Origin of the sequence: Cupriavidus oxalaticus (genome assembly GCF_004768545.1) — a bacterium.
Taxonomy (GTDB): domain Bacteria; phylum Pseudomonadota; class Gammaproteobacteria; order Burkholderiales; family Burkholderiaceae; genus Cupriavidus; species Cupriavidus oxalaticus_A.
In genome coordinates this window covers 1,450,385-1,474,879 of sequence record NZ_CP038634.1, presented here as the reverse complement: position 1 = coordinate 1,474,879, position 24,495 = coordinate 1,450,385, and the positions used below count along the sequence as shown (strand labels likewise).

The following is a 24,495-nucleotide window of genomic DNA, read 5'->3' as shown; positions in this document are numbered from 1 at the left end:
CTAGCGAACGCTGGCAAAGACTTCTATCCGGCGGTTCAGCATCCGGCCCCCGGCGGTCCGGTTGTCTGCCACGGGCTGCGCGGCGCCCCGCCCGATGGTGTCGACCCGCACCGCTGCCAGGCCACGCGCCTGCAGGTAGCCGGCCACCTCTTGCGCGCGCGCTTGCGACAGCGCCTGGTTGGACCGATAACCGCCCGGGGCCACCGGAGAATCGTCGGCATGCCCGACCACCGTGATCCAGTCGGCCCGGCCGTCGAGCAGGTCGGCCAGCTTGTCGAGTTGCTCGGCCAGCGCCGGTGGCAGTTGCGCCTGCCCGGGCGGAAACGACAGGCCGTGTTGGAAGACGATGTGCAGGCGGCCGCTGCGCACATCGGCATGGATGGCTGCGCTGGCGAGTTGCCCGGCGAAGGCCTGTTCGATGTCCCGCTCCAGGGTGTCTGCCGACGGGGAAACGGACGGGGAAACGGACGGGTAAGCGGGTGGGTAAGCGGCTTGTGCCAGCCGTTCCACCCGTAGTGCAAGCGCTTCGGTCGCGGCGTTCTGGCGCGTCGCCTGGACCGCCACGACGACGGCAGCGACTAGGAAGGCCAATGCGGCGACGGCAAGCAGCGGCCGGGCGCCGGCCATCGGCACCCGCGGCGGCGCTTCGGGCTGCGCTTCACATGGCGATGCCGGTCTCAGCGCCATGATCTCGCGTGTCGCCGGCCGGATCCGCGGCACCAGTTCTGCCGGTGGCCGCCCGTACTCATCCGTGAGCCCGCGTGCGACCAGGCATGCAACGACTTCAAGCGCATCAGCATGGGCGCCGGCTCGCTGCTGCAGCCTGGCGACCAGTGCGCGGCAGCGGCTGCCGCGCTCCGCCTCGCCGTAGTGCGCCGCAAGCAGGCCGCGCTGCAGCCAGGCGCCACGGCAGGCACCGGAGCGTCCCTGCACGCGGCGGCCCGCCTGGTCCAGCGCCGCGCACAGGCAATAGTGGACCGCCTCCACATCCTCCGCCGGCAACGCCGCCGCGCGACAGGCCTGCCGGAAGTTGGCCAGGCGCGTGTGCGCGGCTTCCTGCAGCGTCTCCAGGCGCGCCGCGGAATCGAGTTCCGGCGTCAGTTCATCGAGCACCCAGATCACCGGCTGCGCCAGCCGCAGCAGGTGGTTGCCATTACCCATCGCGGCGTGCGTCATCATCCCGAACGCCCCGGGCATTCGAAGCCTTGCAGCAAGCCCGTGGTCCACGGATTGGCCAGGCTGCCGGTGTTGATATCCAGCCGCGCCTTGCGGCCGTCGAAGTCGTACTCCGCCATGAAATGGCTGGCGCTGGCCGATCCGGCCAGCTTTCCCCTTGCCACGATCCGCATCAGTGCCCATGGGCCGCTTGCGGCCAGCGTCGAAGTCTCCGGGCGGATGCGCGGGCTGGCGCTGATCTGTGCGCCCTGGCCGCCGCGCGGACCGGGCCAGGTGATCTTCAGCGGCACCACCGGGCCATGCACGTAGCGCTGCCCTTGTCCGTCGAAGTCCAGGTTCAGCTCGACGATCTCGGGATCGAGCCCGACGACCTTCAGGTCGACCTTCCACGCCAGCCTCTTCGCGCCCGGATCGCGCAAAAACACCTCGCGGATGTCCCGTGCGCGCTGGAACGGCACCAGGCTCGGCCCGGCCACCGGCGGCACGTCCGGCGCGGTCAGCTTGTAGCGCCAGGGAGAGATGGTGGTATCGACGTGCGGCGCCAGCACTTTCTCGAAAAAGTCGTCGAGCACGCCGCCGGCGGCAAAGATCCGCGCGAAGTCTTCCGGATCGACATCCGGTGCCGCCGCGGGGGCGAAAGGGTACTTGCCCTCGATGGCGCTGCGGCAGCTTTCGCCGATCATGGCATCCATCTGCGCCACCAGGATCTCGCCGATGCCCTTGTTGACATCGCGCGTACCCTGCACCACCAGGTCGGCCAGCACCGCAGCGAACGGCGCGGGCAGCTTGGCCGCTTCCATGCGCAGCTGCGCGCCGGTGTCCGCCGGCGGCGGCAGGTTGCGGGTATTCAAGGCGTTGTTGGCTACCACCAGGGTGGTGTAGTAGGCGTTGACCATGCCGGCAATCGCCTCCAGCCGCGGCTTGGCGCCCGTTGCCAGCGCGTCTGGCGCGGCGGCATCGGCCTGTCCGGTCACGACCTCGCGCAGCGCGGCAAAGCGGTTGTCGACCAGTTCGCGCTCCTGGCGCGCTTCGGCGCGCGCATTCAACACCTGTACTGGTCCGGATGTCTTGTCGAGTACGGACAGCGCCTTCTGCGCCAGCGACGGGTCCTGCGGCGCGAGCGGCCGGGGGAGCGTGGAGAGCGTGGTCTCCTGCACCGCGGCGCGGCCGAGCCGGGCCAGCGGCGAGTCCGGCGCGGCGAAATTGCGCAGGATCTCCAGGTCAAAGGCAAGGTTGTCGCCGGTCACCGTGCGTATGTCGCCAAGGAACGCGATCCAGCGGCGAGCATACTCCTCCAGGTACAGGCGGCGGATCTCGCGCGTCAGCGGATCGTTATCGCCCGGCTTGCCCGCTGCGGCCTCAAGCGTTTTTTTTTGAGCGCCGTCGTGGCCCGTGCGGCCCATCACCCAGGCGTCGACCGCCTGCGCCTTGCCGACAAACTCGGGCAAGCGCGCGTTGAAGAGATCGTGATAGCCGGCATAGGTAAAGAGCCCGGGAATGCCCCGCTCCAGCGGCTCGCCGCTGGCCCGCGTAAAGACCGTTCCGGCCTGCGGCCCGACCGCCCGGACCAGCGTGAAGTCCTGCGGCGCGGCTTCCAGCATGGCCGCCTTGGCACGGTCGTAGAGCCGCTCGATCGAAGTGTTGCCATCAAGGAAATCCCGCGCCGAGCGGATCAGAGCTTCGTTCCTGGCATAGGGGGATTGCACCGGCCGGCCGCCGTCCAGCAGCCCATTCAGGTGTTCCAGCACGGCGACCCTGCCGCCAAAGGCGGCCGCGCCGTTGCCGGTGGCCCAATCGCTCTGGACCCATGCCCGCACCTCCGGCGCGCTGAACCTGTTCTTCTCGTGCAGCATCAGGTAGACGCGCAGCGTGTCGTAGGTCTGCCTGGCATCGCGCGCGGCCACCGCGCTTTCGAGCACCGATTCGACCCGGCGCACCAGGTATGGCACCAGCAAGTTGTCCTGCAGCCTGACGTGGGTCCGGATCGAGGCATCGAGGACCGGTGGCACGCTGTAGAGGCCGTAGCGCCATGCCAGCGGCGGAACGGCCGGCGCCAGGCCGGCATAGGCAGGCAGGTCGCGCGCGGCCGACAGCACCTCGGGCATTGTGCCGGGCTGCGGCGCCTTGTAGAAGGCGGCGACGGTAGCGGCCAGCGCACCGGCCTTCTGCCGCACCGACTGCAGGTAGGCGCGGTTGTGGCCATCGCTGGCATAGAGCGCACCGGCCAGCCACAGGAAGATCACCACGGCCAGCGTGTGGCCGAGCAGCCGCAGCAGGCGGAAGCGGAATTCCCAGCGCAGGTTCGGTTTCACCAGATGCGCTTCGGGCACGATCACGCGCTTGAAGACGTCCTGCAGGAAATAGCTGCGATGGCCCGTCGCTTGCGCCGCCGCGGAATCGGCAACGGATTCGGCCGTGGCAGGGAAGGCCTGCTCCGCAGTTTCCGTGGTGTCGGCATGGTTGCGCTCCAGGCGCCTGAGCACGGTTTCATGGTCCGCCACCACCGTTGACGACGTCTGGGCCGCACTGGTGAAGTACACGCCGCGCAGCATGTGGGTGCTCTCGGTATCGTCAAAGCGGGAATCGAGGAACACCTGCGCCAGCATGGCGACGACCGGCCCGGCCAGGCCGGCAAACTCTTGCGGCAGCGCGAACAGGTCCTTGCGGCGCTGCGGGTCGTACTCTTCATACAGCCGCGCATCGAGTCCCGCCTGCAGCCGGTCGACCAGCAGCGCCATCTCGGTGCGGCAGCGTTGCGCGAAGGCGTCGGGCGCATCGGAGCGCCTGGCCTTGCGGTCGTCATGCGGGAAAGTAAAGCCCCACGGCTGCGCGCGGCCTTCGCTGCTCAGGTACCGGAAGTACGCGCCGAAGCCCGCCAGCTGGTCGAGCTTGGTGACGATCACATAGACCGGGAAGCGGATGCCGAGATCCGTGCGCAGGTCGGCCAGCCGGGCGCGCAGGCTGGTCGCCTGGCGCACGCGCACTTCGGGCGACTGCGTCAGCAGGTCCTCGGCGCTGATGGCAAGCACCGCGCCATTGATCGGCGCCCGGCTGCGATGCCTGCGCAGCATCGTGAGGAACCCGGTCCACTCGGCCTGGTCGATCTTTGGATTCTGGCCATGGCTGGTATAGCGGCCGGCCGTGTCGATCAGCACGGCCTCGTTCGAAAGCCACCAGCTTGCAGTCCGGGTGCCTCGATCCTTGCCGGCCAGCGCGGCGGCGCTCATCTGCTCCGGCAACGGGAACTGCAAACCGGCATTGAGCAGGGCGGTGGTCTTGCCCGCTCCCTCTACGCCGACCACCATGTACCACGGCAGTTCGTACAGGTAGCGCCTGCCTTCCAGGACGCGACCGATCCCGCCACCGCTGCGCATCCCCTTGAGCTGCCTCAGCGCCTTCCGCACAGCCTCTTCCACAATGGCGAGCTCGTCCGTGGCAATGGCTTCCGGACGCTTGCCGCCAGGGTTCAGCAGCTTCTGCAGCAACGAATCGTTCGCCCGCGAGCGGCGCAGGAAACGGAACACTTCATAGGCCGCGAGCAAAAAGACAAGCACGGCAATGACGACGACCCGCACGACGTCCGAAGCGAGCGGATGCGCTGCGCCGACAGCAAGCAGCGGCCCGGCATGCCAGATTGCCAGGCAAAGCACGGCGATCCCGATCACCGCCACCGACCAGCGCAGCACCAGCAACAATGCCAGCGCCAGCAGCAGCACGATGGCGGCCATCCGCATGCCGATCCCCGCCAACGGCCGCAAACCATTGAACGCGAGCAGCGGACCGATAAACCAGATCGCGGCCGCGGCTAGCGCCAGCGCCACGTACACCAGCATCTGACGCGAGAACAGCACGGCCAGGCAACGTTTCAGGAATTCCATACCGCACTCTCTCTCTCAATGCATCACCACGATTTCCACACGGCGGTTCTGGGCGCGCGCGGCGGGCGACGCATTGCCCGCCAGCGGCTCGCTATCGCCCTTGCCCACCGCCGCCAGCCTTCCCTTGGCAACGCCCTTGCCGGCGAGGTATTCGGCGACGACGGCCGCGCGCTCTTCGGACAACACCTGGTTGGAAGGAAAGCGTGCGGTCCTGATCGGAACGTTGTCGGTATGGCCGATGACGTTGACCTGTCCGGCGACCTTGCTGATCTCTGCGGCCACCTTGTCGAGCACCGGCAGGACCTTGCTGCCGACATCCACCTGGCCGGCGGCGAACATGTCGTCGCCGCGGAACGTGACCGTGCTGCGCTTGTCGTCTTCGCTGACGCTCACGACGCCGCGGGCGATCTCCGCCCGCAGCAGCGCCGCCAGCCGCATTGCCTTCGGCGGATCCGGCGGCGCGGCGTGGCCGATGGCGACGATCTGCCGCGCCAGCGCATCGGTGCCGGCGAGCAGCTGGTACTTGTACCAGCCGAACAATGCCGCAATGCCGAGCGACAACACGCAGGCCGTGACCCACACCGGCACCGAACGCAGCAGCCGCAGCTTGCCGGGCGCCGCGCCGCGCCAGTGCGGAGACAGCTCGCGCGGCACGCTTTCGCGCGCGCCGGCGATCAGGTTCAACAGTTGCTGGCGGATCGCGTCGAGTTCGCGCGGTCCTTCGGACCGCTTGCCGTAGCGGCCGCGAAAGCCCAGTGACAACACCTGGTAGACCAGCTCGATGACGTGCATGTGCTCTTGCGGCGAGGCCACCAGCCGGCCCAGCAGCTGGAACACTTTCTCGCCGCCGTCTCCCTCCTGGTGGCACTGGATCAGCAGGCTCTGCGTCGCCCAGTCGCCGGCTTCGCCCCAGCGGGTCGCGTTGGCGGCCTCGTCAAGCGCGGTGCAGAGCGTGTAGCGTGCGGCGAGCACATGCTCGCGGCGCAGGTTGGCGCGCTCGCAGACCGCCTGGAACCGCAAGATCTCCTGCATCAGCATCTGCTTGAGCGCTTGCGCCGCACCATCACCGGGCAGCTCCGCCGGCATGTCGGCCAGCGTGCGCAGCAGCGGTTGCGCCGCGGCAAGCAGGGGATTGGCGCTGGCCGCAATGCGCGCGGCACGCTGCTCCAGCGTTTCGGGTGTGTTCCAGCGCCATGCGGAACGTCCTGGCGCGGTGGTGTCCGCGGATGTCGCGTCGGCCCCGCTGACAGCGTCCGCGATGGCGGACGGCGGCATGGTCTCGCCGGTGTGTTCGACTGCGTCTTCCATCAGCTGCGCACTCCCCACAACTCGAGACGAATTTCCGGAAAATGGCCGGCCACATGCAACGCGAGGCCGCCGTAGCGCTGGACCTGCTCCCACAGCGGATGGTCCTGGGACAACTCGAAGTAGACCTGCCCGGCGTTGAACGGAATCTGACGCGGCGGCACGGGCAGCGGCCGCAGCGGGATGCCGGGAAGGTGCGAGCGGATCAGTTCGGCAAGGCGCTCCGAAGGCCCCGCCTTGGCCTGGGCCGGGAATTGCCGCTGCAGCACGTCGGGCGGCATCTGCGCGCCAACGGCCAGCACAAAGGTATGGAAGCGCGAGAACTCGCTCGGCTCCAGCACCGCAAGCCGGATGCCGTGGGACTGGTCGCGCAGCTCGATGCGCTGCGCACTGCGCTCCAGCACCACGTTGAGCAGGAAGCGCAGGTCATCGACCACCGGCTTCAGGCAGGTGTGCGGCTCGTCGTGGCGATAGGCGCCAAACGGCAGCGGACGCCGGGTAGCGGTGCGGACAAAGGTAGACAGCTCGCCGGCCAGCGCGGTCAGCATGACATAGAGATCCTCCGGCGAGGCTGCCTTGGCCTCGAGCATATGCGTCAGCACCGGCTCATGCCGGTTCAGCAGCTGGAGGATGAGGTACTCCGACACCTCGGCGGCATCTCCGCCGCGGGTGCTGGCCGCGGCAAGCCGTTCGGCCATCGCACTGGCACGCAGGCGCAGCAGGCCGTGGAGTTCGCCCAGCCACGCCGTCAGCAAGGCGCTGGCCGTGTACACGTTGACCGGCGGGATCAGCGCCGGATCGAGCGTGGCGCTGCCATCGGCGCGGATCTCGGCCACCCTGGCAAGCGGCAGTCCGATCCAGGATTCGGTCAGCTCCTTCTCCGGCAGCAGGCGCAGCCGCAAGTCGGCCAGCTGCACCAGCTTCGGCCCCTGCCCGATCGAGTTGGCATCCAGCAGTTCCTCTTCGAAGCTGTGGTACCGCGCCAACGAGTCCGCGGCGTTGTCGAATGTGGTCTCTTCCGTATTGGGCGTGCGAATCGGTGCCGACAGGCAGATGCGCTGGTTCAGGTGCTCATGGCGCAATGCCAGCGGGGCGGGCAACCGCGCATGGGCGGGCGCGTCGAACGGCGTGCCATCCTGCAGGATGCCGGCGGCGCCGGAAACCACCAGCTTGCCGAGCGCCAGCGCCTCGGTGTCGATGGCCAGGTGTGAAAAGCCCCAGAAGAATGCGCTCAGCGCCGCGGCGCGTTTATGCGCGAAATGCTCCAGATAGCGCTCCTGCTGCTGAAACAGCTGCGGGCGCAGGAACAACCCTTCGCTCCAGACAACCTTGTTGTACCAGCTCATGAATCAGTCGGGTTTTATAACGGTAATGGTTTGCTGGTCGAGCACGACCTGCAGCCTGACCTTGCGCGCAGGCACGACGGCGCGGTACCACGCCGCTTCCGGTGCAGGCGGCAATGGGTAGACCGTGCGCCAGGTCGCCTTGCCCAGGTCGCGGTATCCGACCAGGAAGCCCAGCGCTGTGGTTTGGGGATTGAGCTTGCGCTCGATCGATCGGGATTCCCCGGGGCGCAGCACGAACGCATCGCGGGCCAGCAGGTCCTGGGTCAGGACGGTGCTGTCGTTCTGATCGAGCGAGAAGTAGTCAGCGCTGCTGAACGCCGCTTCCGTCTTGAGTTCGTAGACGCGAACCAGGACGGGTGCAGCGCGATCCTGTTCGTCCGGGTTGACGGTCGGCCTGGCATCGACAGCCAGCGCGAGCTTGATCTGTTCCCGGGAGGCGTCCGGCTGCGGCGCCGAGCAGGCGCACAGCAATGCGGCAGCCGATGCCGCCATGATGCGTAGGCTCACTGCAATCTCCTTGTACCGCACGAATAAGCGTCTGGCCTTCGGGCGTCATGCCGCAACCGCCTCGCGTGCCAGGCGGAGGCCCTGCCGATCCCCTTTATCAGGGTTCGCGGCAGGGCCCCACGCCGGGGTGCGGGTCAAGCCTCCTTGTTGCCCTTGATGTCGTATCCCGCCGTCACGGCGCCGCCGCTGCCGCCCTGGGCGTTCTGCACCACGTACTCCTGCTTGACCCGGGAGAACGACAGCGCCACCTGCTCGCGCATGCGGACTTCATCGTCCACCGACCCCCTCGGGCTGACCTTGGTGACAATCACATCGGTCATGGTGAGCTTCAGGTACTCGAGCGGGTTGCCGCCGGCCTTGCGCACCACCAGCACCGCTTCATTGATGTGCTTGCCCGTCAGGCAGTACTTCATCAGGTTGGGCGAAGCGCGGTCGATGTAGTGCTCGAAGCTCAGGTCCGACACCGTCGCCTTGCCGGCGCCGCCGCCACTGCCGGCGTGCATGGTCGACTGCTGCTCGATGGTCCAGTCCCACGCGAGCAACTCGATCTCGTTCTTGTGGGACGAATCCTGCGATTCGCCATCGATGCCGTTGATCTTCAGGAAGGTGTCCTGCGCCATAGCGTCACTCCTTTACGTAAGTCAGAAACTGCGGACAAGGGCCACGGCAGGCCTTGCCGTGGGCATTTCCGGCCCGGATCAATGCCCCGACGTGGGCTATGCGGCGTCCTTGACCGATGGCAGCCGCGCCACCAGCCGCAGCGAGACCGTCAGGCCTTCCAGCTGGAAGTGCGGGCGAAGGAAGAACTTGGCGCTGTAGTAGCCGGGATTGCCATCGATTTCTTCCACCAGCACTTCAGCGGCCGCCAGCGGGCGCCTGGCCTTGGTCTCCTGCGAGGAGTTGGCCGGGTCGGCATCGACGTAGTTCATGATCCATTCGTTGAGCCAGCGCTGCATGTCCTCGCGCTCCTTGAACGCGCCGATCTTGTCGCGCACGATGCACTTCAGGTAATGGGCGAAGCGCGAGCAGGCAAACAGGTACGGCAGCCGGGCAGAGAGATTGGCGTTGGCGGTTGCATCGGCGTCGTAGTATTCCGCAGGCTTCTGCAGCGACTGGGCGCCGATAAAGGCCGCGTAGTCGGTGTTCTTGCGATGCACCAGCGAGATGAATCCATTCCTGGACAGCTCGGCTTCGCGGCGGTCCGAGATCGCAATCTCGGTCGGGCATTTCGTGTCGATGCCGCCGTCATCCGTCGGGAAGGCATGGCAGGGCAGGTTCTCCACCACGCCGCCGCTCTCGACGCCGCGGATCAGCGTGCACCAGCCGTAGAGCTTGAAGGAGCGGTTGACATTGACCGCCATCGCGTAGGCCGCGTTGCTCCAGACATACTTGCGATGATCGGCGCCGTCGGTGTCTTCCTCGAAGTCGAAAGCATCAACGGGATTGGTATGGATGCCATACGGCAGCCGCGCCAGGAAGCGCGGCATGGCCAGGCCCACGTAGCGCGCGTCTTCCGAGCTGCGCAGGCCATTCCATGGCGCGTACTCCAGGTTCTGGAAGATCTTGGACAGGTCGCGTGGATTGGCCAGCTCCTGCCACGAATCCATCTGCAGCACCGACGGCGAGGCGCCGGCGATAAACGGAGCATGGGCCGCCGCCGAGATCTTGGCGATCGAACCAAGCAGTTCCACGTCCGGCGGCGTGTGGTCGAAGTAGTAGTCGGCCACCAGGCAGCCATAGGGCTCGCCACCGAGCTGCCCATATTCCTCCTCGTAGATGCGCTTGAAGAACGGGCTCTGATCCCAGCCGATGCCCTTGTAGCGGCGCAGCGTGCGGCGCAGCTCTTCCTTGGAAACGTCCATCACGCGAATGCGCAGCTTGTCGTCGGTTTCGGTGTTGGCGACCAGGTGATGCAGGCCGCGCCACGCAGACTCCAGCTTCTGGAAATCCGCGTGGTGCAGGATCAGGTTGATCTGCTCGGACAGCTTCTTGTCGATGGCGGCAATGATGGCCTCGATGCTCTTGTAGGCATCGTCGCTCAGGGTGCAGGCGCTGGCGAGCGCCTGCTCGGCCAGCGTCCTGACGGCGAGGTCGACGGCCTCGCGCGCCTGCTCCGTCTTGGGTGAAAACTCGCGGCTGATCAGCGCGGCAAAGTCAGCGTGGTCGGCGGCATGCTCAGCGGCCGCTGCGGCTTGGGTCTGCGTTTGGTGGGCGGAAGCCATGGATTCCTTGCTCGATGAAATGGTTCAGGTAGGCAAGCAGCCGGCCGATTCACGAGGGCTCGGCTTCGCCCTTGTCTTCGCTGGCCTGTGTCCGGGGTGTGCAGGCAAGCGATTGCAGCAGCGCGGGATCCTGGAGCAGCCGGTTGATCAGCGCTTCGGCGCCCGACTTGCCGTCCATATAGGTCTGCAGGTTGGCAAGCTGCGTGCGGGCTTCGAGCAGCTTTCTGAGCGCGTCGACCTTGCCGGCCACGGCGGCCGGCGAGAAGTCTTCGATGCTCTCGAAGGTCATGTCGACCAGCAGCTGGCCCTGGCCCGACAGCGTGTTATGCACGGCAAACGCCACGCGCGGCTGCATCGCCTTCATGCGCTCGTCGAAATTGTCGACATCGACTTCCAGGAACTTGCGGTCGGCCACCGGCGGCAGCGGCTCGGCGGGCTTGCCCGTGAGGTCCGCCAGGACGCCCATCACGAACGGCAGCTCGATGCGCTTCTCCGAGCCATAGACTTCGACGTCGTACTCGATCTGGACGCGCGGCGTGCGATTGCGCGCGATAAATTTCTGCGAACTGTTCACAACGGACATGGCTCTCCTCAACGGGTTTCAAGGATGTGCCGGAGGCATCAGGCCGGTCCGGCTTCGGCATTGCCCGGCTCGGCATGACCCTGGCCGGAACGGTATTCGATGTCATAGGTCAGCTCGCCCGGCCCTGTACCGGACAGGCCGATGGCGACGGCCGCCACATCCTGTTTGCCGGACAGTGCCGTCAGCCATAGCCGCGCGAGCTGCGGCTGGATGGCCTGCTCGATAAAGCCGATCAGCTGGCGCGCGCCGGTCTCGCCCACCGCGCACCGCGACACGATGAGATCGACCACGGCATCCGCGTACTTCAACGCAATGCCGTGCTGGGATTGGAGGCGTGCCGCGACCCGCTCCAGTTGCATGCGCGCGATGCGCCCGAGGTTTTCCGGCGCCAACGGCAGGTAGGGAAGGACCACGAGGCGGCCGAGGAAGGCCGCCGGGAAATGCTTGCGCAGTTCGGGCGTGAGGGCCTCGCACAACGCGGCAAGGTCGGGGGGCGAGCCGTTGCGCTCACACAGGTCCAGCAGCAGCTCGGAACCCACATTGCTGGTGAGCAGCAGGATCGTGTTGCGGAAGTCGATGTGGCGGCCTTCGCCGTCTTCCATATGGCCCTTGTCGAAGACCTGGTAGAAGACTTCGTGCACATCGGCATGCGCCTTCTCGACTTCATCGAGCAATACCACGCTGTGCGGCCGGCGGCGCACCGCTTCCGTGAGCACGCCGCCGTCGCCGTAGCCGACATAACCCGGCGGCGCGCCCTTGAGCGTCGAGACGGTATGCGCCTCCTGGAATTCGGAGAGATTGATCGAGATGAGGTTCTGCTCGCCGCCGTACAGCGCATCGGCCAGCGCCAGCGCCGTTTCGGTCTTGCCGATGCCGGACGGCCCGACCAGCAGGAACACCCCGACCGGCTTGCCGGGATCGGCCAGCTGCGCCCTGGCGGTCTGGATGCGCTCTGCCAGCAGGGCAAGCGCGTGGTCTTGCCCGGTCACCCTGGCGGCGAGCGTCTGCGGCAGCCGCATCACCGCCGCTACCTCGTCCGCCACCATGCGGCCGACAGGGATGCCGGTCCAGTCCGAGACGATTTCGGCCACGACTGCCTCGTCCACTTCGGTATGGACCAGCGGCGCGCTGGCGCGGGCCGCGCTCAGTTCGGCTTCGATGTCCTCGAGCTGGCGGCCGGCCTCGTCCGTGGCCAACGGCGCCTGCTCCGGCGCCTGGCTCAGCACGCGCCGGCAGGCAAGCAGGTCGTTGGCCAGGCTCAGTTCGCGCTTCCACCGACCGTCGGCCAGCGCCAGCTCGCCCTCGATCCGCTCGCGGCGCGTATTGAGGTCGGCCATCCGCGGCGTCAGCAGCTTGCCCGGAGCGGCACCGAGCGTCGCCTCTTTGGCCAGCAGCGCATGCTCGGTATCGCATTCCTGCAATTGCTGCCGCAGGAATTCGACCTCCTTCGGCGGGGCGTGCAGTGACAGCGCAACGCGCGCGCAGGCAGTGTCGAGCAGGCTGATCGCCTTGTCAGGCAACTGCCGCGAAGGGATGTAGCGATGCGAGAGCCTGACCGCGGCACGCACCGCGTCATCGCGCACGAGCACCTGGTGATGCGTCTCGAAAGTGGAAACCATCCCGCGCAGCATGGCCATTGCCATGGCCTCCTCCGGCTCGATGACCTGCAGCACCTGGAACCGTCGCGTGAGCGCGGGATCCTTTTCGATATGGCGCTTGTATTCCGTCCAGGTGGTGGCGCCGACCGTGCGCAACGCGCCGCGGGCCAGCGCCGGCTTGAGCAGGTTGGCGGCATCGCCGGTGCCCGCCTGCCCGCCGGCACCGACCAGCGTGTGTACTTCGTCGATAAACAGGATCACCGGCTTGGGCGACCGGTCGGCCTCTTCCAGCACAGCCTTCAGGCGCGCCTCGAATTCCCCCTTCATGCTCGCGCCCGCGAGCAACGCGCCGACATCGAGGCTCAGAAGCCGGACATCCTTCAGGCTGGGCGGCACCTGCCCTGCCGCGATGGCCCGGGCGAATCCTTCGATCACGGCGGTCTTACCTACACCCGCATCGCCGGCCAGCAGCGGGTTGTTCTGACGGCGGCGCAACAGGATGTCCGTCATGGTGCGGATCTCCTGCTCGCGGCCGATCACGGGGTCGAGCTTGCCGGCACGCGCGGCTTCGGTCAGGTCAAGGCAGTACTGGTGCAGCGCCGACCGGCCAGACGGCGCGCCGGCGATGGCGCCGCTCGCCTCCCCTGGCGCCGCCGGCGCCAGGCCGCTACCGTCATATGCACCCTCCTCCGCTTCCGGCGACTGGGCAACCTGTGTCGGCAGGTTGGCGACGAGATCATCGGCCTGTACCTTCCCGAACTGCCTGGACACGCCAAGCACGGTGCGGCGCAGCTCGGGCGTCTTCAGCAGCGCGGTCAGCAGGTAGGCGCCGCGCACGCGGCCGTCATCGAATGCCAGCGTTGCGTAGACCCAGGCACGCTCCACCGCTGTCTCGATCTGGAACGAGAAATCGTTGATCGACGAAGCGCCGGCCGGCAGCGCCGCCAGCGCCCGGGTCAGGTCGGCCTCCAGGGCCGCCCGGTCCGCACCCGCATGCCGCAGCATGCGCTGCATGTCGCCGTCGGGCGCCTGCAGCAACTGGTGCAGCCAGTGGACCAGCTCCACGTACGGGTTGCCGCGGAGCTTGCAGAAAGCGGTCGCGCTTTCCAGCGCCTTGAACAGGGTGGAATTGAGTCGGCCAAACAGGGCCTGGCGCGAAATATCCATTCGAATGCCTTGCGTCTTCCGTTCACGGCTGCATGAATGCGAGCCGTTGGACGGTTGTCTTTGCTTTTTTTCAGACTATTGACAAATCTTCAGGCATGCAATGCGCCGACAATCTGAATATTCATAGCGCGGCGCCATAAAAATCGAATCACAACATTCATGGCGTAGTTCGACCCATCTCGTGCGCAATTACCACCGCATGAATCATGCTGCAATGACAGACAGCCTTATTTCTTCGGACTCTCATCGAAATACGGGACAGCCGTCACTGACTACACACACCCGCAAGTCAAACAATAGGATTCTTCATATTTTTAATGAAATTAAATTAAATCTAATATTAGAAATTAATAGCACGTAATACCGGATTTCCGCATTCATTTCCGCAATTTTTGTGATTATCATCAGCGCCATTTCCTGAAACCGAGGTGGGCGGAGGCGACATGAGCGAATGGCCAGCCGATCCAGCAAGGGCGCTTTCCGACGCAGGACCCGACGCGAATGGGTTGCTCGACCTGGTCGGCCAGGGTCACATCCCGGCGCCAAGCGCCAGCCACGCCGGCATCGCGGCGGGCCCGGACATGCTGGCGCGGCTCATGCTGGAAGCCGAGGCCGTCTTGCGCGATCCCGACTATGTCGGCGTCCACGATGCAGGCGCCAGGGCGCCCACCCCGCTTGCCGCGTCCGATCCCAATCCGCTGCAGACGCTCGCCCACGAAGCCGCCAGTACGGCCAGGCTGATGGACATGCTGGACGTGGCCGGTCATATCGATGCCTGCATCAGCGCAGGAGACGCCGCGGATGACTGCCAGCTCTTTATGCAACCGCGAGCCCCGGACGTTCTGCGGCTCTTTGCCAGCGGCATCGATTGCGCGCAAGTCCGCGCCGCCACCGCCAGCCTTACACGGCGCGAACACCATTTGGTTTCCATGGACAGCGTCTATTGCCCAGAACGCGAATGGTCCCCGGACGATGAGCAAACCACCTGAGCGGCCGGACCGTGGCACGCCGGCGGCCTTGCGCCGCGCAGGTCCGCCCCGCCGTCCGAATTCGCAACTGCTGCCGACGCTGTTCGACCGGCTGCGCGACGATGCGCCGCACCGCAGGACGGAAGCGCCGGAAGAATACACCGTCACGCGCACGCAGATGCGCAAGATCATCCAGCGCGATCTCACCTACCTGCTCAACACGACCAACCGCGAGGACGAGATCGATCGCGCGCGCTATCCCGAGGCTGCCAGCTCGACGCTCAACTACGGCGTTCCCGCGCTCGCAGGAAGCTACCTGTCCGAGCGCAAATGGGACGACATCATCCGCATCGTCCAGCGCGCCATCGAGGATTTCGAGCCGCGCCTGATCCCGGGCTCGCTCGGGATCGCGCCGATGCTGAAGGAGGATGCGCCGCATCGCCACAACGTGCTGCTATTCGAGATTTCCGGCCTGATCCACATGGATCCCTATCCGATGGCCTTCACCGCACAAAGCTCGCTCGACCTGGAGACCAGCCGCATGCAGGTCAAGTCGATTCACGCCAACTGATGCCTCCCCACCACCATGGACCCTCGGCTGCTTGAGTACTACAACCGCGAACTGGTCTACATGCGCGAGCTGGCGGGGGAGTTTGCGAACCAGCATCCCAAGGTGGCCAGGCGCCTGGGTATGCAGGGCATCGAGGTGGCCGATCCCTATGTGGAGCGCCTCATCGAAGCGTTCTGCTTCCTGTCCGCCCGCACGCAGCTGAAGCTCGATGCGGAATTCCCGCGCTTTACCCAGCGCCTGCTGGAAGTCATCTATCCCAACTACATCGCGCCGACGCCGGCGATCGCGGTCGCGCAGTTCCATCCCAGCCACAAGGAGGGCGACCTGGTCCGCGGCATCCCGATACCGCGCGGCACCGCGCTGCTGGCTCGTGCGCCGGCGGGCGAATCGACCCAATGCGAGTTTCGCACGACCCAGCCGCTGACACTGTGGCCGATCGAGATCGCCGACGCCCGGCTTACCGGCATCCCGCCGGACATCCGGCATCTCGAACGCTACGTGCCGGCCCACGTGAACGTACAGGGTGCGCTGCGGCTGCGACTGAGGCTGACCCGCAATGTCACGTTCGCCAGGCTGGCCGGGCTTGATACCCTGCCCCTGCATCTGTGCGGCAACGACCAGATCGCCTCGCACCTGTTCGAGTTGCTGCATGGTGCCGGCGTCACCGTGCTCATCGGCAAGCCAGGCGCGATGGGCGAGCGGCCCTGCGCGGTCCCGCAGGACGCGGTCGGCTACGTCGGCATGGCACCGGAGGAAAGCGCCTTGCCGGTGCCCTGGAACAAGTTTCACGGGCACAACCTCGTGCACGAGTATTTCGCGTGTCCGCAGCGGTTCTATTTCGCCGCACTCAACGGACTCGCACCCGGACTGGCCGGCATCGACGGCGGCGAGGCCGAGATCGTGATCCTGCTGGCCAGGCCGCCCGGGGTGCTCGCGAGCCAGGTCGATGCGAGCCAGTTCGCGCTGTTCTGCACGCCGGTGGTCAACCTGTTCCCGATGCGCACCGACCGGATGGAAATCCATGCCGGGCACACCGAGTTTCACCTCGTGCCGGACCGGCGCCGGCCGCTCGACTACGAGGTCTTCTCGGTGCAGGGCCTGTCCGGGCAGGTTTCCGAGCGCAGCACGCCGGTGGCGTTCCGGCCGCTCTTCGCCACGCTGAACAGCGACGAGGGCAACCATGGACGCTACTTCTCCATGCGGCGGGAACGGCGGCTGGTTTCCGATCATGCGCGCAAGTACGGGACACGCGCCGCGTACACCGGCACCGAGGTGTTCCTGTCGCTGGTCGACCAGCGCGAGGCCCCCTACCCGAAGGACTTGCGCTACCTGTCGGTGCAGGCCATGGTCACCAACCGCGACCTGCCGAATCTTGTCCCGCGCAATGGCTACGATGACTTGCGCACACCGGATTCGATTCCCGTCGGCGGGGTCGGGCTGATCCGGCCGCCGTCGGCCCCGCGCGCGCCCTTCGCCGAGGGAGAAATGGCCTGGCGGCTGATCCGCCAGCTGGGGTTCAACTACCTTTCGCTCACCGATCTCGACCATCGCGAAGGCGGCCAGGGACTGCGCGACCTGCTGCGGCTGTTCGTCGCCCCCGACGACGCGGCCCAGCAGCGGCAGGTCCAGAGCCTGATCGGCAGCAGCATCCGGCCGGTCACGCGGCGGCTGCCCGGAAACGGACCCGTCCTCTACGGCCGCGGTGTCCAGTGCCAGCTGACGGTGGAGGAAAGCGGCTTCTCGGGCATCAGCCCCTACCTGTTCGGCGTGATCCTCGAGCACTTCCTGGCGCGGCACGTATCGGTCAACGCCTTCGCGGAAACGGAGTTGTACGCGATCGAACGCGGCCTGATTCACCGCTGGCCGGTACGAATGGGAGGACGCGGCGCGATATAGCCATGAGCCAGACCGACAACAGTATCGGCCAGCGCGGCGCCGCGCGCTCCGTCGCAGACGATGCGCAACGCGCGCCATGGAAGGTCAGCTTCCTCGGGCTCTTGCGCGCGCTGTCGGCGCAGCATGCCGACCTGCCGCCGGCCGGCCGCGCCATCCGACCGCAAGCGGAATGCTTCCGCATTGGCCAGGCCGCCTCGCTGGCGTTTGCGCCGCGCGAGATTGCCCGGCTTGAGATGCAGGCGGGCCGGTTGCGAATCCAGCTGTTCGGGCTCGGCATGCTAGGCCCCAATGGCGCCTTGCCGATCCATCACACGGAAATTGTCAGGGAGCGCACCGAGGCACACCGCGACGGGACGACTGCGGCCTTCCTCGACCTGTTCCATCATCGCGCGCTGACGCAGTTCTACCAGGCCTGGGCGGGCTCGCAGGCCACGGCGGGGCTCGACCGGCCGGACGAGGAAGTCTTTTCGCGCTACGTGGGCTGGCTGGCGGGGCAGGATCCCGGAGAAATCCGCCGCGGCCCGTTGCCGGCGCACGCGCGCCTGTCCGCGAGCGCCCACCATGTGCGCGAGTCGCGCTGTCCCGATGGCATCGCCGGGACGGTGTCGCACTTCTTTGGCGTACCGGTGCGGCTGGAGGAGTTCGTGCTGCACTGGATCGTGCTAGATCCGGCCGAACACAGCCGTCTCGCCCGCCCCGGTTCGCCAGGCGTGATGGGCCAGGGCGCGCTGCTGGGCGACATGGTCCCCGACCGGCAGCACAAGTTCCGTCTCGTCATCGGCCCGCTGCATCTGCAGCAGTACCTGAACTTCACGCCCAACGGGCGCGATCTGCCGGTGCTGGTGGAATGGGTCCGGTCCTTCATCGGCTTCGAATACGAGTGGGAGCTGCAGCTGCAGATAAAGCCGCATTGCGCGCCGCCTGCCGTGCTCGGTGCGCAAGAGGGCCTGGGCTGGTCGACCTGGCTGGGTGAGGCCGACCAGCAGCGCGCCATCACCGGCATGGTCTTCGACCCCGAGAAGTACGTCACACACTGAGGCTGCCATGAAGGCAAAATCCAGGGCAGCCAGATCCGATGCGCGCCAGGCAATCCGCCTCGCCGAGCTGGCACAGCCGATCGATGCCGCACATCCTTGCGGCCCCGATCTCGAATACGACCCGGAATTCGTCGTCCTGATGGCAAAGGCGGCGCCCGGCGCGGAAGCACAATACGGCGATTTCGTTACGCAGGCCGAGCCACCGAACTGGACAGAGCTCGAGCGCGACTGCCGGCGCCTGCTGATGCGCAGCAAGGACATCCGCTTGCTGAACCTGCTGCTTCGCTGCCGCACGCGGCTCGACCACGCCGAGGGCCTGCGCGATGGCATGGCGCTGCTGCAACGCCTGCTGGCTGACTATCCGGAAGACATCCATCCCCAGCTCATGGTGGAAGGTGAACACGATCCGGCACTGCGCGCCAACGCCTTCGCGGCGCTGGTCGACCCGGACGGCCTTCTCGCCGATATACGCGAGATCGTGCTGGCAGGCAATGCGGCAACGCGCCTGCAGGTCAGGGATATCGAACGGGCGTTGGGGGTACCTCATCCTGCCGATGCCCTCGCGCCCGAATCCGTGCGCCAGCAGCTGGACGCGTTGCGACGCCAGGGCATGCCCCAGATTGCCGCCATGGATGAAGCCTACGGCCTGGCAGCGATCTTGCAGCATTGGGGCGATGAGACGCTGGCGGGCCATGCGCCGGACCTCGCGCCGCTTGGAAAGTTACTTCGGCTCGTCGGCAATCCGGAACTCGCGGGCACGACCGTGGCGGAGGCAATGGCCGATCGCCCCGTCAAGCCTGGGCCGATGCCCATGTCAGATGCCTCTCACTCCATGGCGCCATCGGCGCCTGCCGCCCTGCCAGTCATCCCGGACCCCGGCGATAGCCCCGCTGGCCGCGATGCCGCCTTGCGCCAGGTCCGGGCTGTGCGCCAGTGGTTCGAGCAGCATGAACCCAGCAGCCCGGTTGCCCTGCTGCTATGGCAGGTCGAGCGCCTGATCGGCAAGCGCTTCGAAGACGTCTACCGCGCCATACCGGAGGAACTTGTCGAGCGCTGGGTGCGGGAGTCCGCATAGGAGCGCTGCGCGGCACGCCTTCCAGCCTTTTGCCACCAGCGGGACCCGTTCACGGCAGGCTTGCCTAACCCCGCCACCGCCCCGACAATCGAGCGCTAGGCTGCCTGACCCGAACTGACAGGCGGGCTTGCCCTGGCCCGCCCCGCACCCGCCGAGGGCGCGTGCCCCCCAACGCCGGAGACCATCGATGAAAGACCCCGACCAGACCAACGCCCCGCGCCTGCTGCCGGCCGCGTGGTACAGCGTCGGTGCCGTCGCCTATGTCCTGACTGCGCTGGCGCTCTGGACCGTGCTCCAAGCGAACCTGGTGGCAGCCTTGCTGTCCGGGCTGCTGCTGTATTCCCTGGTGGATGTGCTGGCGCCGCGGTTGAAGCGGCTGAACCAGCGGCACGATGCGCTGGCGGTGGCAATCCTATCGGCGTTGATCCTGCTGGGGCTGTCGTTGGCAGGCTGGCTGCTGGTGCGCTTTATCAGCGGGGAAGGCAATACGCTGGATGGCTTGCTCAATCATGTCGCGGACATTATCGACCAGTCGCGCGGGCAGTTGCCGCCGTGGCTCAGTGACGCGCTGCCCAACGGCGTGGACGAGCTGGCCAATGCGCTGATCGAAGCGCTGCGCGCGCATGCTGCCATGGCGCAGAAGCTGGGGGCGGAGGTGTTGCGCACGCTGGTGCATATCCTGATCGGCCTGGTGATCGGCGCGATGGTGGCGCTTTACCGCGCCGTGTCACGGCCGAACCGCCGTCCCTTGGCGGCTGCGCTGGTGGCGCGGGCGCGCACGCTGCAGCAGGCGTTCTCGCAGTTCATCTTTGCGCAGATCCAGATTTCGACGATCAATACCTTGCTGACGGCGATTTACCTGCTGCTGGTGCTGCCGCTGTTCGGCGTGCACCTGCCCCTGTCGAAGACGCTGGTGGTCATCACCTTCGTGGCCGGCTTGCTGCCGGTGCTGGGCAACCTGATTTCCAATACCGCCATCGTGGTGGCGTCCCTGTCGGTATCGCTGCCGATCGCGGTGGGTTCGCTGGTGTTCCTGGTGGTGATCCACAAGCTGGAGTATTTCCTGAACGCCCGCATCATCGGCGCGCGCATCCAGGCCGCGGCGTGGGAGCTGCTGGTCGTGATGCTGCTGATGGAGACGCTGTTCGGCATTCCCGGCGTGATCGCCGGCCCGATTTTCTATGCATACCTGAAGCGGGAACTGGCCGGTGCCGGCCTGATATAAACACAGCGCCCTGGCCTTTGGCCGCGGGCAAAAGTGGGCGAATGTGCCGCAGCCGTTGCTGGCATTGGAGACGTTTTCCATTCCGGCGCCCCAGCGCCCGCTGGTCCGACCAATTACGCGCATTCAGCTCCCGTCCTGCTCGACCCGGCTGCGCACGAAGTCGATATGCGTCTGCATCGCCGTGCGCGCTTCTTCCGGCCGGCGCGCGCAGATCGCCTCGCATAGCGTCCGGTGCTGCAGCAGCAACAGTTCCGAGGCGCTGTCGTCCTGTTCGCGCAGTCCGGTGCCATTGATGGTGATGTGTTCGCGCAGCATGCCGATCACGCTGGTATGCAGGTGCAGGAACATGGTGTTGTGCGAAGCCAGCGCGATGGCGTCATGCAGGCGCGCATCGGCATCGGCCTCGGCTTGCTTGTCGTCGGCGGCGCGGGCGCGTTCGAGTTCATCCATCAGGGTGCGGATGCGCCTGACGTCGGCGGCGTTGGCGCGCAGCGCGGCGAAATAGGCGGTCGCGCCTTCCAGTACGCGGCGGAACTCCAGGATGTCGTCACGCAGCGCGGGATGGTCGGCCACCAGCTGGCCCCATGGGGAAGCAATGCCGGCGCGCAACTGGTCGGTGGCATAGACGCCGGCGCCGCGCCGGCTTTGCAGCAGGCCGCGCGCGGCCAGGCGCTGGATGGCTTCGCGCACGGTGTTGCGCGCCACCGCGTACTGCTCGGCCAGCACGCGCTCGGCCGGTAGCCGGGTGCCCGGCGGCCACGTACCGTCCAGCAGCGCGGTTTCCATCTCGCGCATGACCGCCTCCACGCGCCCGCGGGTGCGTCCGCTCCTTTGTGCCGCCGCCGTCATGCCGTCCACCCTCGCTCCACAATCGCCCCGCCGACTGGTCCAACCAATTTGAACAACCGCGCGGAAGCGGGAATTATGCGCCCAAATGTGCGACGCCAAGCAGCGCAACCCAGCACATACGGAGCGAGACATGAAGGATCGTCAGTACCCCAACGGCCCTGCGCCTACGCAGGCCTATCTCTTTGCCACCTGCCTGGTCGACCTGTTCGTGCCGCAGGCCGGGCTCGACGCCGTGCGGCTGCTCGAGCGCGAAGGCCTCACCGTACACTTTCCGCGTGCGCAGAGCTGCTGCGGCCAGCCGGCTTACAGCAGCGGCAATCCCGACGCCGCGCGTGCGGTAGCCCGTGCGCAGCTGGACCTGTTCAGCCAGCCCTGGCCGGTCATCGTGCCGTCCGGGTCATGCGCCGGCATGATGCGCCACCACTGGCCGCAATTGTTCGCCGACGATCCCGTGGCCGGCCCGAAGGCGCGCGCGCTGGCCGAGCGGATTTACGAGCTGGGCGAATTCCTGCTGCACGTACTGCACGTTGATTTCCACAACGCCGTGCCGCCGGGCCAGGCGCCCGAGCGCATCGTGCTGCATACCTCCTGCGGCGCGCGCCGCGAAATGGGTACGCGCCAGCATGGCGTGGCACTGGTCGATGCATTGCCTGGCGTGACCCGCGTCGAGCATCAGCGCGAGTCGGAATGCTGCGGCTTCGGCGGCACGTTTTCGCTCAAGCATCCCGATATCTCCGGTGCGATGGTGCGCGACAAGGTTGCGTCCGCCTTCGCCACCGACTGCGAGCGGCTGGTGTCGGCCGACTGCGGCTGCCTGCTCAATATCGGCCATACCGCCGCGCATGACGGCGCCCCGCTGCAGGTCGAACACCTGGCCAGCTTCCTGTGGCGGCGCACCGGAGGTGCCGCATGAGCACGCCCGGCGCCCGCGAACGCATGCTGGGCCGGCTGCGCGCCGCCGCCCCCACGCCTGCGTCCTCCACCGCTGAACTGGATCGCCGCATCGATGGCCATTTCGAGGCGCGCCGGCATCGCGCGCCTAGCGCCGACGAGCTGGTCGATGCGATGCGCATGGCACTGCAAGCCTCGCACGCTGAAGTCTGGTGCACCGATGCGCAAGCGTGGCCGGCATTGCTGGCCGCCGCGCTGGCCGAAGCCGGCGTCCGGCGCCTGCTGCTCGATCCCGCAAGCCACGCCGGCGCGGCGCTGGCTGCCGCGCTGCCGCCCCAGGTCGAAGCCATCGGCTATGACCGCCCCATCGAAGCCTGGAAAGCCGAGCTGTTCGACACCGTCGACGCCGGCTTCACCGTGGCGCGCTCGGGCATTGCCGCCACCGGCACGCTGATCGTTGCACCGGACGCGGGATCGCCGCGCACGGTATCGCTGGTGCCGCCGCTGCACGTGGCGCTGGTGCGCGCATCGACGCTGCACCAGGACCTGCACATGGCCGCGCGCGCCGAACGCTGGCGCGACGGCATGCCGACCAACCTGGTGATGATCTCGGGCCCGTCCAAGACTTCCGATATCCAGCAGACGCTGGCCTACGGTGCGCACGGCCCGCGCCGGCTGTGGGTCGTCATCGTGCAGGACATCGACAAGCAGAACATCGATAACAAGGAGGCCGCGCAATGAGCCAGAACACGCTGCATTTCGTCGCGCCGCAAGACTTCAAGGCGCGCGCGCGCGAGGCGCTGGACGATCCCAAGCTGCGCCAGAGCTTTCGCGGCGCGATGGACTTCCTGCAGGGCAAGCGGCTGGCGCAGTTTCCCGACGCCGATGAGCTGGAGCGGCTGCGCGACCTGGGCGAAGCGGTGCGCCAGCACGCGCTCGCCAACCTGCCGGACCTGCTGGTGCAACTGGAGGAACAGCTCGCCGCCGCCGGTGTGCAGGTCCACTGGGCCGAGACCGCCGACGACGCCAACCGCATCATCCACGGCATCGCGGCGGCAAGGCAGGCCAGTCGCGTGATCAAGGGCAAGTCGATGGCCAGCGAGGAAATCGAGCTGAACCATTACCTGGCCGAGCGCGGCGTCGAATGCATCGAGTCGGACATGGGCGAATACATCGTCCAGCTTGCCGGCGAGAAGCCGTCGCATATCGTGATGCCGGCGATCCACAAGACCAAGGGCGATATCGCCGCGCTGTTCGAGCAGCATATTCCTGACACGCCCTATACCGAGGACGTCGACGCGCTGATCCAGACCGGACGCCGCGCGCTGCGGCAGGCGTTCGTCGGCGCCGACATCGGCCTGTCCGGGGTCAACTTCGCCGCGGCGGACACCGGCACGCTGTGGCTGGTCGAGAACGAGGGCAACGGCCGCCTTTCGACAACGGTCCCCGATGTGCATATCGCCATCATGGGCATGGAAAAGGTGGTGGCGAAGCTCGAGCACATCGTGCCGCTGTCGAGCCTGCTGACGCGCTCGGCCACCGGGCAGGCGATCACCACGTACTTCAACCTGATCTCCGGCCCGCGCCGCGACGGCGAGCGCGACGGCCCGCGCGAGGTGCACCTGGTGCTGCTCGACAACGGCCGTACGCAGGCCTACGCCGACGCGCAGCTGCGCGCCACGCTGCAGTGCATCCGCTGCGGGGCATGCATGAACCATTGCCCGGTCTATACGCGCATCGGCGGCCATGCCTATGGCACGACTTATCCCGGTCCGATCGGCAAGATCATTTCGCCGCATCTGCTGGGGCTCGAGGCCACGGCGGACCTGCCCACCGCATCCAGCCTGTGCGGCGCCTGCGGCGAGGTCTGCCCGGTACGCATCCCGATCCCGCAATTACTGGTGCGCCTGCGCACCGAATCCAACCGCGATCCCGAGGAGCGGGTGGCCAACCCGCTGCGTGGCCAGGGCGCCAAGTACAGCAAGGGCGAGCACCTGGTGTGGCGCTTCTGGAGCGGGGCGTATTCGCACCCGGCCACTTACCGGATGTTCCGCTGGGCGGCCACCAGACTGCGTGCGCTGGCGCCGTCGAAGCAGATGGGATGGACGCAGCATCGCACGCCACTGAAGCCGGCGGCGAAGAGCCTGGCGGATCTGCTCAAGGAGAAGGGGCAGCCGGAGTAGGCACGCCCGCCTGTTTGC

19 protein-coding genes are annotated in these 24,495 nt (G+C 67.1%); 9 read left to right on the top strand and 10 right to left on the bottom strand.

The window, feature by feature from the left end; translation table 11 throughout:
* The 9 genes from E0W60_RS06535 to tssH form a co-directional block, all read right to left on the bottom strand.
* Positions 1 to 1,179 carry a DotU family type IV/VI secretion system protein gene (locus E0W60_RS06535; protein WP_167884559.1) on the bottom strand — a complete coding sequence of 393 codons (1,179 nt, stop codon included), beginning with the start codon at positions 1,177 to 1,179 and terminating at the stop codon, positions 1 to 3.
* Complete coding sequence (tssM, locus tag E0W60_RS06530; RefSeq protein WP_135703414.1) at positions 1,176 to 5,054, bottom strand: type VI secretion system membrane subunit TssM; 3,879 nt, start codon at positions 5,052 to 5,054, stop codon at positions 1,176 to 1,178. The genes E0W60_RS06535 and tssM overlap by 4 nt, the downstream gene beginning before the upstream one ends.
* A 15-nt stretch (positions 5,055 to 5,069) precedes the next feature.
* Positions 5,070 to 6,362 carry a type VI secretion system protein TssL, long form gene (gene tssL / locus E0W60_RS06525; RefSeq protein WP_240745753.1) on the bottom strand — a complete coding sequence of 431 codons (1,293 nt, stop codon included), beginning with the start codon at positions 6,360 to 6,362 and terminating at the stop codon, positions 5,070 to 5,072.
* On the bottom strand, positions 6,362 to 7,705 hold the full coding sequence (tssK, locus tag E0W60_RS06520) for a type VI secretion system baseplate subunit TssK (protein WP_133097096.1): 1,344 nt from the start codon (positions 7,703 to 7,705) through the stop codon (positions 6,362 to 6,364). Before tssK ends, tssL begins: the two co-directional genes overlap by 1 nt.
* Positions 7,706 to 7,708: 3 nt before the next feature.
* On the bottom strand, positions 7,709 to 8,197 hold the full coding sequence (gene tssJ, locus E0W60_RS06515; protein ID WP_135703991.1) for a type VI secretion system lipoprotein TssJ: 489 nt from the start codon (positions 8,195 to 8,197) through the stop codon (positions 7,709 to 7,711).
* Positions 8,198 to 8,346: 149 nt separating this feature from the next.
* A complete protein-coding gene (locus E0W60_RS06510; RefSeq protein ID WP_135703413.1) occupies positions 8,347 to 8,832 on the bottom strand; it encodes an Hcp family type VI secretion system effector in 486 nt (161 codons plus the stop codon).
* A 96-nt stretch (positions 8,833 to 8,928) separates the two neighbouring features.
* On the bottom strand, positions 8,929 to 10,434 hold the full coding sequence (tssC, locus tag E0W60_RS06505; protein WP_135703412.1) for a type VI secretion system contractile sheath large subunit: 1,506 nt from the start codon (positions 10,432 to 10,434) through the stop codon (positions 8,929 to 8,931).
* A gap of 49 nt (positions 10,435 to 10,483) precedes the next feature.
* On the bottom strand, positions 10,484 to 11,017 hold the full coding sequence (tssB, locus tag E0W60_RS06500) for a type VI secretion system contractile sheath small subunit (protein WP_135703411.1): 534 nt from the start codon (positions 11,015 to 11,017) through the stop codon (positions 10,484 to 10,486).
* A 38-nt stretch (positions 11,018 to 11,055) separates the two neighbouring features.
* On the bottom strand, positions 11,056 to 13,782 hold the full coding sequence (tssH, locus tag E0W60_RS06495; protein ID WP_135703410.1) for a type VI secretion system ATPase TssH: 2,727 nt from the start codon (positions 13,780 to 13,782) through the stop codon (positions 11,056 to 11,058).
* A 506-nt stretch (positions 13,783 to 14,288) separates the two neighbouring features.
* Here tssH and E0W60_RS06490 point away from each other — a divergent pair.
* The 6 genes from E0W60_RS06490 to E0W60_RS06465 all read left to right on the top strand — a co-directional run bounded on the left by E0W60_RS06490 (position 14,289) and on the right by E0W60_RS06465 (position 20,554).
* Positions 14,289 to 14,771, top strand: coding sequence for a TagK domain-containing protein (locus E0W60_RS06490; protein ID WP_165971553.1), 483 nt, complete (start codon positions 14,289 to 14,291; stop codon positions 14,769 to 14,771).
* Positions 14,755 to 15,321: a type VI secretion system baseplate subunit TssE gene (gene tssE / locus E0W60_RS06485; protein WP_135703408.1), complete on the top strand. Its 567-nt coding sequence runs from the start codon at positions 14,755 to 14,757 to the stop codon at positions 15,319 to 15,321. Before E0W60_RS06490 ends, tssE begins: the two co-directional genes overlap by 17 nt.
* Positions 15,322 to 15,336: 15 nt before the next feature.
* A complete protein-coding gene (gene tssF, locus E0W60_RS06480) occupies positions 15,337 to 17,217 on the top strand; it encodes a type VI secretion system baseplate subunit TssF (protein WP_135703407.1) in 1,881 nt (626 codons plus the stop codon).
* Positions 17,214 to 18,254 (top strand): type VI secretion system baseplate subunit TssG, encoded by a 1,041-nt coding sequence (tssG, locus tag E0W60_RS06475; RefSeq protein ID WP_431189878.1) that lies wholly within the window; start codon positions 17,214 to 17,216, stop codon positions 18,252 to 18,254. The genes tssF and tssG overlap by 4 nt, the downstream gene beginning before the upstream one ends.
* A gap of 7 nt (positions 18,255 to 18,261) precedes the next feature.
* Positions 18,262 to 19,329, top strand: a complete 1,068-nt coding sequence (tssA, locus tag E0W60_RS06470; protein WP_135703405.1) for a type VI secretion system protein TssA — start codon at positions 18,262 to 18,264, stop codon at positions 19,327 to 19,329.
* Positions 19,330 to 19,516: 187 nt separating this feature from the next.
* Positions 19,517 to 20,554, top strand: coding sequence for an AI-2E family transporter (locus tag E0W60_RS06465; RefSeq protein WP_133097106.1), 1,038 nt, complete (start codon positions 19,517 to 19,519; stop codon positions 20,552 to 20,554).
* A 123-nt stretch (positions 20,555 to 20,677) separates the two neighbouring features.
* Here the strand turns inward: E0W60_RS06465 and E0W60_RS06460 are convergent, their stop codons facing one another.
* Positions 20,678 to 21,349, bottom strand: coding sequence for a FadR/GntR family transcriptional regulator (locus tag E0W60_RS06460; protein ID WP_135703404.1), 672 nt, complete (start codon positions 21,347 to 21,349; stop codon positions 20,678 to 20,680).
* Between the two features lie 184 nt (positions 21,350 to 21,533).
* Here E0W60_RS06460 and E0W60_RS06455 point away from each other — a divergent pair, with 184 nt between their 5' ends.
* The 3 genes from E0W60_RS06455 to E0W60_RS06445 are packed head-to-tail and all read left to right on the top strand — an operon-like array spanning position 21,534 to position 24,477.
* The gene (locus E0W60_RS06455; protein ID WP_135703403.1) at positions 21,534 to 22,316 is read left to right on the top strand and encodes a (Fe-S)-binding protein; all 783 of its coding nucleotides are present in this window, start codon (positions 21,534 to 21,536) and stop codon (positions 22,314 to 22,316) included.
* The gene (locus E0W60_RS06450) at positions 22,313 to 23,035 is read left to right on the top strand and encodes a LutC/YkgG family protein (protein ID WP_135703402.1); all 723 of its coding nucleotides are present in this window, start codon (positions 22,313 to 22,315) and stop codon (positions 23,033 to 23,035) included. Before E0W60_RS06455 ends, E0W60_RS06450 begins: the two co-directional genes overlap by 4 nt.
* Positions 23,032 to 24,477: a LutB/LldF family L-lactate oxidation iron-sulfur protein gene (locus E0W60_RS06445; protein WP_135703401.1), complete on the top strand. Its 1,446-nt coding sequence runs from the start codon at positions 23,032 to 23,034 to the stop codon at positions 24,475 to 24,477. The genes E0W60_RS06450 and E0W60_RS06445 overlap by 4 nt, the downstream gene beginning before the upstream one ends.
* Positions 24,478 to 24,495 lie beyond the last annotated feature (18 nt).